7 protein-coding genes and 1 pseudogene are annotated in these 13,709 nt (G+C 54.4%); 5 read left to right on the top strand and 3 right to left on the bottom strand.

Annotated features, from left to right (window positions below):
• The first annotated feature begins 883 nt into the window (after nucleotides 1-883).
• Complete coding sequence (locus RBB77_RS17535) at nucleotides 884-2,149, top strand: tagaturonate epimerase family protein (protein ID WP_353063027.1); 1,266 nt, start codon at nucleotides 884-886, stop codon at nucleotides 2,147-2,149.
• A gap of 866 nt (nucleotides 2,150-3,015) precedes the next feature.
• Entirely contained in the window at nucleotides 3,016-5,172 is a 2,157-nt protein-coding gene (locus RBB77_RS17530; protein WP_353063026.1) for a hypothetical protein, read from the top strand.
• Nucleotides 5,173-5,408: 236 nt separating this feature from the next.
• Here RBB77_RS17530 and RBB77_RS17525 read toward each other — a convergent pair whose 3' ends face one another.
• Nucleotides 5,409-6,542 (bottom strand): amidohydrolase family protein, encoded by a 1,134-nt coding sequence (locus tag RBB77_RS17525; RefSeq protein ID WP_353063025.1) that lies wholly within the window; start codon nucleotides 6,540-6,542, stop codon nucleotides 5,409-5,411.
• A gap of 82 nt (nucleotides 6,543-6,624) precedes the next feature.
• Between RBB77_RS17525 and RBB77_RS17520 the strand changes: the two are divergent.
• Nucleotides 6,625-7,354: pseudogene (locus RBB77_RS17520) on the top strand (DDE-type integrase/transposase/recombinase); the annotation flags it as partial.
• A 222-nt stretch (nucleotides 7,355-7,576) separates the two neighbouring features.
• Nucleotides 7,577-8,434: a transcriptional repressor AgaR gene (gene agaR / locus RBB77_RS17515; RefSeq protein ID WP_353063024.1), complete on the top strand. Its 858-nt coding sequence runs from the start codon at nucleotides 7,577-7,579 to the stop codon at nucleotides 8,432-8,434.
• Nucleotides 8,435-8,573: 139 nt separating this feature from the next.
• Here agaR and RBB77_RS17510 read toward each other — a convergent pair whose 3' ends face one another.
• On the bottom strand, nucleotides 8,574-9,773 hold the full coding sequence (locus tag RBB77_RS17510) for an acyltransferase family protein (RefSeq protein WP_353063023.1): 1,200 nt from the start codon (nucleotides 9,771-9,773) through the stop codon (nucleotides 8,574-8,576).
• Nucleotides 9,774-10,360: 587 nt separating this feature from the next.
• Between RBB77_RS17510 and RBB77_RS17505 the strand changes: the two genes are divergently transcribed.
• Entirely contained in the window at nucleotides 10,361-11,731 is a 1,371-nt protein-coding gene (locus tag RBB77_RS17505; RefSeq protein WP_353063022.1) for a Gfo/Idh/MocA family protein, read from the top strand.
• A gap of 36 nt (nucleotides 11,732-11,767) precedes the next feature.
• Here RBB77_RS17505 and RBB77_RS17500 read toward each other — a convergent pair whose 3' ends face one another.
• Complete coding sequence (locus RBB77_RS17500; protein WP_353063021.1) at nucleotides 11,768-13,612, bottom strand: fibronectin type III domain-containing protein; 1,845 nt, start codon at nucleotides 13,610-13,612, stop codon at nucleotides 11,768-11,770.
• Nucleotides 13,613-13,709: the final 97 nt, after the last annotated feature.

Raw genomic sequence — 13,709 nt, 5'->3', positions numbered from 1 at the left:
TTTGAACTCTACGGGCAGGCGCACAAAGCGTCCGCTGCGCAGATTCAAGAATGAGCCGCATTGATGAAAGGTCCGCTTGCTGAACTCAATCAACAATTGAAAGCGCAAAACTTGACTCCGATCACCATCGCCAGATCGCGCGGGAGATTTACTACCTGATGACTCGTCAATGCAAGACGACTCGTTCACGGAACCTGACCCTGGCGGCACCACTTACCTAAGACCGAAGAAACTCATCAATAGGGCGATGAACCTCTATGGCTATTTCAACTCGCGCGGATCAAGAAACACGCCATAGTGATTTACTTCTTTGTTGGTCACACTGCCGCGCGTATCACCCAAGCCAGCGCGACGCCTCCTGTAACAGGATCGACCGCTGCTGTAGTGAGGATGACTAGCTCCAAAGAAGGTCGCTTCTTCTTCATGCAAAACCTCCCTTCAGATTTTGCTGAAGACTAACATTTGTTTTGGATCAGAAATACCGGGGCCGATCAGGCACCGCAGGTTGGTGACAAGGCATCCTGACGTTTGGAGGGAGCGAGCGGCGACTTACGAGTTCAGCCTCATCGGTGTGGCGGATGGCTATTGTGCGCGGTGGTGCCTTGCCTGGCAGTTTACTCGCCGCATTGCGATCCGCGCGATGGACCGTACTTGGTTGCCTTTTTTTCACACCAACCTCGTGTCAACCAGATCGAGCGGGAAAAACGCGACCTTGTGCAGGGGAACGATGTCAGTTCAGTGGCGTGAGCGAGAAGAATGGCAAAGTGATAATAATTAATGCCGAAGCGATTAGTACTCTCGATCGAAGTATTACTGATGTTCGACCGGTCAGACCGCAGACGGTGCGGTGGACCGGCAATTTAAAGGGGCCTTAAGAGTGTCAATGAACAGACGAATGTTGAATCGATACTCAGTCGGTACAGGCGACCGGTTTGCGCGCCAGGCGAAGGCGCAGTTGCAGGCTTGCATTCAGGCGTTGCAGGAAGGTGTTGTGGTGGTGCCGGTATGGAACAAATCGAATCGCGAACACACCATCATTGGCTCAGATCCGGCAGCGACCCGTGCAGCTGCCGATGCCGCCGTGACGGCGCTCCATTGGGACAATTCTTACTTTTGCGACGCCGATCACATAACGCTTCAAACCGTAGATCGCTTCCTCGCCCCGTGCGACTTCTACACCATGGATGTGGCCGACGAGATTGGCAAACCAGCTTCGGCCGCAGATACGGAAGCCTTTGTGAAGCGCCACACGGAGCTCCTAGGAACGGTTACGCTGGAAGGAATCGATGAGACCTTCGAGGTTACTCGGGATCTGCTTCGCGACGCGGCTGGCAAATTTCTTTTCGCTGTTAAAAAAGCCGGCGAAGTTTACCGCAAGATCGAGCAGACAAAAGGGACAGGGAACTTCATCCCGGAAGTCTCGATGGACGAGACTGACTCTGCGCAAACGCCGGTGGAGCTGCTTATTATTCTCGCTGCGATAGCTGACGAGCAGATCCCGATTCAGACTATCGCTCCAAAGTTCAGCGGACGCTTCAACAAAGGTGTGGACTACGTCGGAAACGTTGAGCAGTTCGAGAAAGAGCTCGCGCTCGACTTCGCAGCCATCGCCTATGCCATAAAGCACTATGATCTGCCGGGGAACCTTAAGCCGAGCATACATTCCGGCAGCGACAAATTCTCGATCTATCCGGTTATCCATGACACGATGAAGCGCTTCAATGCCGGTGTACACCTCAAGACCGCTGGCACCACCTGGCTCGAGGAACTGATCGGCCTCGCGGAAGCCGGTGGCGATGGGCTGACGCTGGCGAAGGAAATCTACGCCGAAGCTTATGCTCACCGGGAAGAACTATGCGGCCCCTATGCATCGGTGATCGACATCGATCCGGCTAAACTGCCTTTTCCCCTCGAAGTAAGTAAATGGGACTCGCAGCAGTACACCTCGGCGTTGCGCCACAACCCTCGTGAACCGCGATACAACAGCAGCTTTCGTCAGCTTTTGCACGTGGGCTTCAAGATCGCGGCTAAGATGGGAACGCGCTACCTCGACCTGTTGGAGAGCAATGAAGCAGTTGTTGCCGTCAACGTGACCGAAAACCTGTATAAGCGCCACATCGCACCGGTATTTCTTGGCCATCATGAATAGAAGATACCCACTTCAGCAATCCCCCAAATTTGACGGGTAGAATCGCGGCGCAGGGAGGTTCGACCTTCGGAACGACTTCAGCATTGACTCCGTCTATCTTGACTTCGCAAGGGCTGGGAGCCTATGCCGAAGTGCATCTGGCGCACCTGTTCTCCGATCATGCCGTCCTGCAACGCGAGTGCCCCTAAATCTGGGGATCGTCGACTTCTGGTGCACGCCTTGTGAAGTCAATCGATCGTCTACTGTTGTTATTTGCCGCAGGGTTACTATTCCGGTAAACCGGCGGTTGGGCATCCTCGATGTAGCTGGGTTCTGGTGGGGTTACAGCAGTTTCCATCTTTCAATATAGAAATTCCGTTTATGGCCGTTTTATTCAGTTTTTTTAAATCTGCTGGATGAAGAGTAGGCCTCGATGATTTGTGAACCCGCTTGGGAAAGCGATTAGAGTGGCCGGTGCCATTCAACGAAACCGAGCGCCAATTCGCTGCGCAACTCTCGGATTGAATATTCTTTTCACCTCCGACATTTTGTTCAATGCTATTTCTCTTAGGTGGGCACCTCAAGAAACGGAAATTTGTGCGTTGCGTCGGGAGACAGGCAAGGAGTAGATGGTGCAAGTCCATGACGGTGAAGGAGCAGGCACAACTCCCATCCTTAAAGAAGTCAAGCGAATTATGCGGAATTGGGCGGCTTGGACCGTTCTCGACACAAAGCTAATTCGCGGGCTGAGATTATATGAAATTAAACGAAATTACGTGCGGTCGTCTTTGGCGCAACGTGAAAGACAAAAAGCATTATTGACAACCATTCGTAAGTTAGGTATAAGATGCGTCCAAGCAAAAAGGTAGAGGAGAAGGAGATTCGAAATGACATTCCGCACAGCTTCCCGGTCTCACCAGCACTCTGGGTTTTCGATACTCTCTTCTCTTATCCTGTTTCTGTTCGCTTCAATTTCGCTTGGCGCACAAACTGGGGCCACCTACTATGTGTCCACGAGCGGGAGCGACGGCAATCCCGGAACTCTCGCCGCCCCATGGTTAACCGTCCAGAAAGCGGCAAATACAGCCACGGCAGGCGCCACAGTGTACGTCTTCGGGGGAGTTTACACCGAGATTGTCAGCTTCCCGAATTCTGGAACGGCAAAGGCGCCAATTACATTCCAGAGCTATCCCGGACAGACGGCGATAATCGACGGGACCGGCTTAACCGTATCGGGCACGCAAGGTCTCATCACGATCTCGGGAGCCCTGAGCTACATCACCATCAGTGGGTTTGAACTCCGCAATTTGTCTACGAGCGGTGAGGGGGTTCCATGTGGCGTTTGGATCACGGGCTCGGGCACGGGGATCCAAATTCTGAACAATCTGATCCACAACATCGTGACCACTACAAAGAGCGGCAACGCTTGCGGATTGTTTGCATACGGCACATCGCAGACTCCCATCACCGAGCTAGTTGTCAGTGGCAACGAGCTCTACAACCTGAAGACCGGTAATAGCGAGTCGATGACCCTAAACGGGAACGTGACCCATTTTAAAGTCACCAATAACCTCGTTCACGACAATAACAACATCGGCATCGACATCATTGGATACGAAGGCACCGGTCCAGTCGGCTACGACCAAGCTAGTTATGGGGTGGTCAGCGGAAACACGGTCTATAACATCAGCGGAATAGCGAATCCGAGCGAGGGTCGTGAATATGACGCGGACGGACTCTATTGTGACGGGTGCGGATATGTCACGTTCGAGAAAAACGTGATCTTCCAGGTCGACTACGGCATCGAGACAACCAGCGAGAATCAGGTTTGCCAAGCCACTGGCACTGAGTGGTCTGGCCCAAACAACACTGGAACGGCCGCCAGAGGCAAGCTTCCGTGCTACGGCATGTTCGCTACAGTACGCAACAACCTGTTCTACAAGGCAAATTCCTGCGGTATGTCCATCGGAGGTTATGCGCTCGCGACCAAGAAAGGCGGCGGGAGTAATGGAGGAGGCAGCAGCTACCACGATGTCTTCGTCAACAACACTCTCTATGACAACGGTGCCCAACCAGGCAGCGCAGATGAAGGCACCCCAAGCGGCGACTACCAGATTCAGAACCAGGTAGGCAATGCTCAAGGAGATTACTTCGAAAACAACATTGTCTACTCCGGTTCACCCAATATCTGGATCAACAGCTACAACCCAGCTTCGACGGAGTACTCTGCCCCGCCTGCCACTCTCAATTGGAACCTGTACCACTCAGAGGCGGGATACGTGGAAGGAACGTCAATCTTGTGGGCTGACGTGAGCACCTACACGAGTTTTGCAAACTGGCAGAGCACCAGCGGCGAAGATGCAAACTCCGTGAACAGGAACCCGCAGTTCGTGGATATAGGAGACATGCCTTCGAATTTTGACATCCACCCGACTTCTCCGGCCGTCGGAGCTGGCAGCACCAGCCTGTCGTGCAGCGTTGGCTGGTGTGATCCTCACGGCAGCTCGCCCAACTCCATTTATGGAAGCACCGACTTCCTTGGTAATCGCCGGACGAAGGGCTCGAGCATTGACATAGGTGCCTACCAAAACACCGGAACCAGCGTTCACAACAAATTGAGAGTGGATTTGACTGCGGCGACGGATACTCTTAAGCCGGGTTATTCAACCACTCTGACTACTACGGTCTCTGCCATTCCCGGCGGCGCCGGTGTGCCGAGCGGTACGGTGAACTACATGCTTGGGTCGACCTTGCTGGCAACGCAAACCCTGCTGCCGACCAGCGCTACGACGTCTGAGGCAAGTATGCCGATCAGTGCGTCGCAGCTTGTGCGAGGCGCCAACACGATAACGGCAGTGTACTCGGGAAATTCGATCGCGAAGTGCTGCAGTCCAACAGAACCGCCCGGAGAAACACAAACGCCGCTTCCGGTCTACCCCAGCGCAACCTCGGCGCCCATCACTGTGTGCCGGGAGGATGATCGCCGCGATGGCAATGTAGAAATGACCCGGCGCCAATGCATCGCTGCCCACCGCAGTGAGTAGAGTGCGAAGGGCCGCACGCCAGTGAGCCTCTTACCCGCTGGTGCTGTCTTCATGGTGATTGGGCTATCTATGTGTCCGCTTGCGGTCGCAGTAGCCCACACCCAACCCTCAGTCGCCATTCTCAGACTGGCCATCGGCATCAGCGCCAGCACCACTGCTCTCACACGGATCAACGCAGTAGTGGTGCAGCCGCTGAGCGAAGTTAAAGAACCGAACTGTCAAAGACTATTTGGAACTCAGTGGGAGCTACCAAGAATGCCGGGAAACCAATGAACCGCATTATCATGATATAGCTTCCGCAACACCGGCCCAGGCAAAGCTAAACCTTCAACCTTGTGGCCACGGAAATCCAAAGTATCATCCGTTGCAAGGAAACGCCATTCCCGCGCGTAGGATGCTTCGGATCTTCTTACCATTTGATGAACATTGTCCTGTGGGTTGATTGTGTCGTCGGTACCGTAGATCAACCGATCTTGATATTTAGTTATGAAAGCGATCATATCGGCACGGGGTTGCATCATTAGATAAGGTATGCGAGAGGCAAGATCTACGGCAAAGTTGGGGTAGCGATCTAGATGCCGGGCTACTTGGCTAAAATCTCCTTCCATACTGCCAAAGTGGGCTCCAACCATGCGAAGATCTGGATTTTTTTCAAGCACATGATCGCGTGCCAGAAGGATTGCCTCCTTGGATGGGGAATGGGGGATCTTGTACATGTACCACTCTGGATGGTCCGCAAAGTAGGAGAAGTCAGGGTCAGTAGGATTTGGAGGAGACCACGCTGTGTCGGGATCTGCAACATGTGTAACAAGTGTCTTGCCGTGAGCAGCGATGTCCTTGTAGATAGGCTCAAGGGAGGGATCGTCCGGAAGGATATAGTTGCCTTTGGCATCCTTGATTTCCATTCCGACGTTCTTCCATAGTTTTACTGCGATGGCCCCCTCATCGAAACTTTGGTTAAGCTGGCGAATCGCAGCAGGCACGAAGTCGCGCTGATTGAAGCGGTACACATCGAATGTTGTGCACGCGGCCGCATGGCCGTTACTGTTGTGAACGACTTCAAAGACATCCTTGCTTTCTTTTGATAAATCTTTCCTCTCAGGGGTGTTGTTATCGGCCACGACGATAATATCCAAAATATGTAGGTGAAGCTTCTGTAGCATCGCAAAGAACACTGGATCGCTCTCGTAGATATGAGTGTGGGTATCAATGGGTTCGAGCGCTGTGAATTGCAACAGCTCCTGGTCATTGAAAGCACCCATTACCGGCGTGGATGCAGGTTTAACATCAGGAGTGCTTTTCGTGGACGTCTGTCCCCCAGACCCTCCAGCAATTAACGTCAAGGCCAACGGTAGCGCGAGTGTTTTCACAAAAACTTACCTCATCGAGTTAGGTCGCATAACAATTTGCCAATGCTGATTTGATTCGTCTGACGCGGTGCAAACTCTAATCTTGTCTTTTCGCAAGCACACTCTCTTGACACTCGATGACTGTCTCTACGAGTTGCAGGCTACAATCCCGGCGTCGACCCGCTGCTCGCTGCATCGTTGTCTCGAGTCCTGGAATCAGCCGCCAGCCCGAAGTGGAAGGGGACAAGCGAAGAGGAAGAAGTTCAACAGCTATCCGATTGGCTTTTTCCATATCGACCTGGCCCGAGGTGCGTACGGCGGAAGGCAGGCTCTATCTATTCGTCGCCATCGACCGCACCTCCAAGTTCGCCTTCGTTGAACTCCTCGAACGAGCCGGAATCCGGGTCGGATCTTCTTCTTAGAAGCGCTTTTACAAGCCATTCATTATCGCATTCACAGCGTACTCGCCGACAACGGCATCCAGTTCACAGAACCTGCGAAAAACCGCCAAGGCCTTACCGCACGCTTCCGAGGACATCCTTTCAACCGAGTGTGCCGCGCCCATGGCATCGAACACCGACCCACCAAACCATCTCTGGACAAATGGCCAAGTCGAACGGTGAATGGAACCATCAAGGAAGCCACCGCCCAGCGCTACCCCTACGATACCTGTCAACAGCTCGAAACCTATCCCTTCGCCTTCATGGCTGCCTACAACTTCGCACGCCGACTCGAGACCCTTCAAGGGACTGGCTCCATTCGAATACATCTGCACATGCTGGCAAAAAAGTTTATCGATTACCCTCGACCCAACCCATCGAATGTCGGACTAAACAGCTAGTTAGATTGATCAGGCTCGATCACTTTGGAGACTACCAGATAACGTCTGGGCCCATTCCAAAGATCCAACATTGATGATCGCGGAAAGTATGAGGCCTCACCATCCTCCGACGAGTTCCTTAGTCGCATGCTTTGCAGGTAGCATCTTCTTATTTTTTTGATGTCGAGTTAGGTTAGTCTTAAGGCGCGATTGTACGAAAATACGGAGTGGTTCAATGATAAAAGATAGCTCGATAGTGGATGATCCCGAAGAGGGTTCGGCGCTGGAGCCGGCAACCGGCGGATCGGCGGCTGAAACGCCGCTAGACGGAATGATGGCCGAGGAGCGGCGGACGCAGATCCTGCAGATCATCCGCAGCGCCGGCCGGGTGCGGGTGAATGGACTAGCCACCCGGTTTAATACGTCGGCCGTAACCATTCGCAGCGATCTGAACGAATTGCATCAGCGTGGCCTGGTACTGCGCTCCCACGGGGGAGCGGTCCTTCCGGAAACAATCCTGCGGGAGTCGCCCGTACACGAGCGCCTGAAGACCCACTCGGATGAAAAGCGGCGCATCGGCGCGATGGCGGCCACGCTGATTGACAACGGCGAAACCATTATCCTGGATTCCGGCACAACGACCTTGGAAATCGCTCGGCAAATCAAGAAAAAGCCGGGTCTGCAGGTGATTACCAACGGAGTCAACATCGCCGCTGAACTGCTGGATGCGCGCGATGTGCAGGTCTTCATTGTTGGCGGAACGGTGCGCGGTGAGTCGGCGTCCATCAGCGGCCACTTCGCGGAACAAATGTTCGAGCAGTTCTCCGCCGACAAGCTTTTTCTGAGCGGAGCAGGATGCGATCTCGACTTCGGTGTAAGCGGAGCGAACTTGGAAGAGACGATGGTGAACCGGGCGATGATTCGCATTGCGCGTGAAATTATTCTGGTGGCCGATTCCAGCAAATTTTCCAAGCGCAGCATGTCGCGCATTGCGCTGTTTTCACAGATCGACACCGTTATCAGTAACACGAGCCTCGATGAAGAGGTCCAGGAAAAATTGCGGGCCATCGGCTGCAATCTCATCCTGGTGTAGCGGGTCTTGGTCTAGCTGGACTTCCGGGAGACTGGCGTGACGCAGTCGCGTGTCCGCAGCGCCGAAGCGGGCAGTCTGTATTCAGCGTGCATCGCTGCTGCTGAAATCAGACTGCCCGTTTGCTCGTGTCGACATCGAGCTAGATTCGAATAAAGAGCTTCTTGCGATACATCCAGAACAGCATGAGCCAGTAGATTCCCAGGGTGAGAGTTCCAAGAACGATCGGCTCGAGGGCGCTTCCCAGCATATTCAAAAAGCCGGCCTCTAGATTGATGCGGATGCTGCTCTCAACAAATTCCTCACAGAGGTGAGCAATCAGATACGCGGCGATGGAGTTCATGCCGATCACGACAAGCGGGAATGCAAGGCCACGCTGTTTCTTGATTTCGATGACCCACGAAAAGGCAGCCAGATAGAAGAAGCACACGCCGCCGCTGAACAGCGTCCATGAAGGCGTCCAGACCCGCTTCACAATGGGGCAAACCCCGGTAAAGTGGAACAACAGGCCGGCAGCCATGAAAGCAGCGCCTGCCACCAGGAACTTCCGCATTGGAATTGCCGGCGATGCCGCCAGCGACCAGCGTCCCGCGGCAACCCCCAGCAGCATCGTGGCCAGCGTCGGAATGAAACTCAGGGTAAGATAGCCGCCGTCGTTGTACAGAAACCGACTGGTGCGGGGAAACAGGTTCAGGAACCAGACATCGAAGGCCTGGCCGAAGTTGCTGTTCATATTCCAATGCGCTGCAAAACCGGTGAGGAGGTGTTGATGCCAGTTGTCCGGCACACCCACCGCCGCGTAGTTGAAATTCGGACCCGGCGCTGGATAAAGAGCCCATGCCAACCAGTAGCCGAACAGGATCGCTGCCAATGCCGTCCATTGCCAGCGCGGATGAGCGAACGTCAACAGAAAAGCAAAAGTGTAGCCGAGACCAATCTGCGTCAGGGTGTCTTCGAAGGTGAAATAAGTGATGGGGCTATGTGTGGACCGTAAGAAGATTCCCAGCGCGATAAGCAGAAAACTACGCCAGATAGTATGGCCGAGCATGCGTGCGAAAGAGGTGCCTTTCTTCTGCCGACTTCGCAGCGAGTAGGGAAGGGCAACTCCGACCAGGAAGGTAAAGGAAGGCTGGATCGTGTCATGGAGACTCATGCCCACCCACTCGACGTGGGATTGGTTGAAGGCCAGGATTCGCCACAGCAAGCTGTTCGGGAACGATAGAGCTACGTGGGCAAACTGAAGGACTTCCGCCATCATCAGCAGCATGACGAAGCCGCGGTAGGCGTCCACCGCGATGTTTCGCTGCACTTTTTGCTCCTGAATCACGAAAGTTTCTCCCATGGCCAAATTTTCAGGCAGCTGATGTCTATCGATATGGGAAGCGATATAAAAGTATCATTATCTTTCGAATCTGACCTATTTAATTTCTATTTTTGGCGCTCGCGCACGAGTGTGCCGGGTTGAACCCTTTCTGCAACCGCGGAATTCCGGGCCATCCTACTTTCACCCCAGCCAGGTATCCCGCCTTTCGAAACGGCATTATTCAGGATTAGAGGTCAGCCGTCGTCAGAGGAGCCACTCGGTGTAAGTTGATAAAAATATTATCGTTATGAAGAAACTCGGAGCAGGGTCCCCGCCCGCAGGCGGCCCCCACATAATTTGTCTGCGGATGAATGAATGTCTTGACATGGGCAACTTCATCCCCTAATCTCATGTCCAAGTTCAAACGTTGCGAATTCTTACGGTATTTCCGGATACTTACGGATTGACGCATCGAACACGCAACCTGAATGATTCCGCGTTTCCGCAGATCCGTATCTGTCTGCACTCCCTGGACGTTGCCTTCGCACTGCGCTACGCAGTGTCAACCCGAACCACGCAGAGCTGCTGAAGACGAGCCTGCCAAAATCAGGACCGAGGATGAAGGAATGAATTCTGACGAGCAGAACCTTGGATTGGGATCGTGGAGCAGACGCAGGTTCGTTCAGATGGGCGCGGCCAGCGCGGTTGTGCTCGGCGCAATGAATTCAGCTCATGCCAATGCGGACGAAGCTACCACGTCCCGGACCATGATCGACGTACCGTTTGACAAGCGAAACCCGCGGGTCGCCTTTATCGGCACCGGTGGGCGCGGCACAAATTTGCTGGAGAATCTACTTGCAGCCGATGGCCAGGTGGTTGCGTTGTGTGATCTGATCCGCGACCATGCCGAACATGCCGCATCGTTGGTGGTCAAGGCCGGGCAGGCCAAGCCGCAGATTTTTGCGGATGATCCGGATGCCTACGAAGCCATGCTTGCCAAAGACGACATCGACTTGGTGCTGGTTGCAACTCCTTGGAGCTGGCATGCAGAGATGGCGATTGCCGCCATGAAGCATGGCAAGGACGTGTGCATTGAAGTACCAGGCGTGGTGACGCTCGCGGAATGCTGGAAGATCGTCGAAACATCGGAACAGACGCGCAAGCACTGCATGATGTTGGAGAACTGCTGCTACGGCTACAACGAGACGCTGATTCTGCGTATGATTCGCGATGGCAAGTTTGGCGATCTTCTCTACGGAGAAGGCGCATACCTACACGATCTTCGAGAAGAGCTATTTTCCGATAAAGGGGAAGGCCTGTGGCGTCGAGCCGAACATACTATGCGCGACGGTAACTTGTATCCCAGCCACGGTCTTGGACCGGTAGCGAACTACATGAATATGCAGCGCGGCGATCGTTTTGGCTACATCGTTTCGATGAGCTCGCCGCAGCGAGGCCTCGATCAATACCGCAAGGAGCATCTGCATCCGGGCGATCCGCGCCTGGAGGAGCGCTACGTGACTGGCGACATGAACACGTCGCTCATCAAGACCGCGAAGGGACTCACCATCACCGTCAAGCACGCTGTCGCCACGCCGCATCCCTACGATCGCATCAATTTGATTGCCGGATCGAAAGGCATCTTTCAAGACTACCCACCACGCATTTACCTTGACGGCCAAAACAAGGACGAGTCCTATATGCCGATTGAGTCGTGGAAGCAATATGCGCATCCGCTTTGGGTGAAAGAGGGCCAGCTCGCGGCAAAGCTGGGCGGGCATGGCGGTATGGACTTCATCATGCTCTACCGCCTGCTGCAATGCGTGCGCGAGGGTCTGCCGCCGGATATGGATGTGTATGATGCCGCTTCCTGGTCTGCAGTGGGACCGCTCAGCGTGAGTTCCGTAAGCCGTGGCAGTGCGCCGGTCGATTTCCCAGACTTCACTCAAGGTAAGTGGATGCAGCGAAACATATCTCCCATCGCCAGCCATGCATAACCGGAAGGAGAGCGCGGTGATTCGCCGGCGCTCTCCTCAATGCTTGTGTCGTGGATGGGGCGCGTGCTCAACGTCAACAGTAGCAGGCGCCGAAGGCACGCTTTCACCATTGGCGTTGACTGCGCGAACCCAATAAGTTTTTGTTCCCAAGTCGGCAACCGGATCGGTAAACTCCGGCCGTGTTAGTCCGGACGCAATGATTTGCGTGGCTCCTGCCTGCGAACTCTCAATGATGTACGTTCTGGCCTGTGCTACTGGACTCCATGTGAGGCTGATGAATCTGCCTTGGAGCGCGGCGTGGACGTTGGCCGGCGCATCCGGCGCAGAGCCGTTGGGAAGCAATCCGTACACGCACAGCTGTCCGGTCCCAACGTTCGCCGTGCCAAAGCTGGCTAGGTACACTTTCCCATTAGCCACGGTGGGCGGAGACATCTTGGAGTAGTTGTTGCAGTCGTCGCGCGCCGGGTTCTCGAGAGAATTCCAAAGCTCGTGATTGATGTCGTCCGCATCGTAGGCATGCAGAATGCCGGGGCGCGACTCGTTCCATGAATCGCCGGTGGCATGAATCGCGGCCCACAGAATGCCATCCTTGTCGCCGTTGGCGGACAGGGAAAGCATGGCTCCGGGATGGCCATCGTTCTTGTCCGGCCGAATCATGAACGGCGTCTCGTCAAACTTGTTGCCGCTGAGCCGATAGGCACGAGCCCTGTCCCGCTGACCCCAGAGGTAAAGCACGTTGCCGTTCTTGGCGCTCTTCCAATAGACCATGCTATGCAGATGGGAACTCGTCGCGGGAAAGTGCTGCACGGCGTGCTGATCGCCTAAGTGGCCAAAGTGCTCGGTGTCGATAACATAGAGCACGCCCTCTTTTCCGCCGCCAATCACCAGGTGCGTTCCCGGAATCAAGACAGCTCCCGAGGAGTTGAGATCGTTGTCGTTCTTATCCAATTCAAAATGGTTAGTGGGTGTGAACCAGTCCAGCAGACGGAGGTGCGGATCGAGCTTGATGAAGCTCTCGCTGAATTGTGTAGTCCCGTTCCAGCTGCCGTTTCCGGTGATGAAATAGATGTTCCCCTTGTCATCGACGGCGGGCGCCTGGCCGGATTGCCAGATGCTCGCTTCGCTCCCTCCGGGCGATGTGTTAAACACGCCGTTCTGGGTGAGCGAGGCCGCGTCGTAGCTTATCAGGAATCCATGATACGGGTCCTTGTCGCAGTGCGACGCGTAGCAAATGAGCACATTGCCGCCGGAAAGGAAGAGTGCAGGCCGCTGGTTTTGCAGCAGCGGATCAAACCCGTGAGCTGCAATGGGAACAGGGCTATGGGCGAGATCAGCTCCGGTGGCAAGGTCCAGGGCATGGAGACGTTGGCTGAACTGGCCACCTGCTTTCGTCAACGCGACGACGTACAGGGTTGTTTTTTTCTCATCGATCACCGGAGTGCCGATGATGCCCATGCTGCCGTTGATGTCCGTGCAGCCGAAATCCGCGTCGTTCAAATTGGCTGGCGTTCCGAAGTTGACATGCCAGAAGGGGACGGTGGCCTTCGGATCGTTCGCGTCGAAAGCATACACGCTGTTATTGACGGTCGTTACATAGACGACATTGTGCCACCCGCCGCCTATCTTCACATTCGTTACCAACAATGGCTGTGCGTACAGCTGATCGTCCACCACGCGTTTGAAAAGCATACCGAACTTTGCTGCGTTGACGTTGGCGGGCGTAAGAACCGTCTCGTGCAGATTCGTGCCCGTTCGCTCATGATTATTGTGATTGGTAAGAACATCCACTTGGGCGGAAGCCGCGAAGGGCAACGCAAAACAGGTGAGGCAAAGTACAGCTTGTGCGTAGCAATGCATGCGGGTCAGATCCTTTCGTTCCATAACGTCACTCCCATACGCCACTTTCAGATGAATCCATCATCATTTCGAGTCTGTTGCGCTACCCAATCTCATTGTCATCGGTCATGATCATGGAGGC

Source organism: Tunturibacter psychrotolerans, from assembly GCF_040359615.1.
Taxonomy (GTDB): Bacteria; Acidobacteriota; Terriglobia; order Terriglobales; family Acidobacteriaceae; genus Edaphobacter; species Edaphobacter psychrotolerans.
The sequence above is the reverse complement of the archived record's forward strand: the minus strand, read 5'-3'. Positions and strand labels throughout refer to the sequence as shown.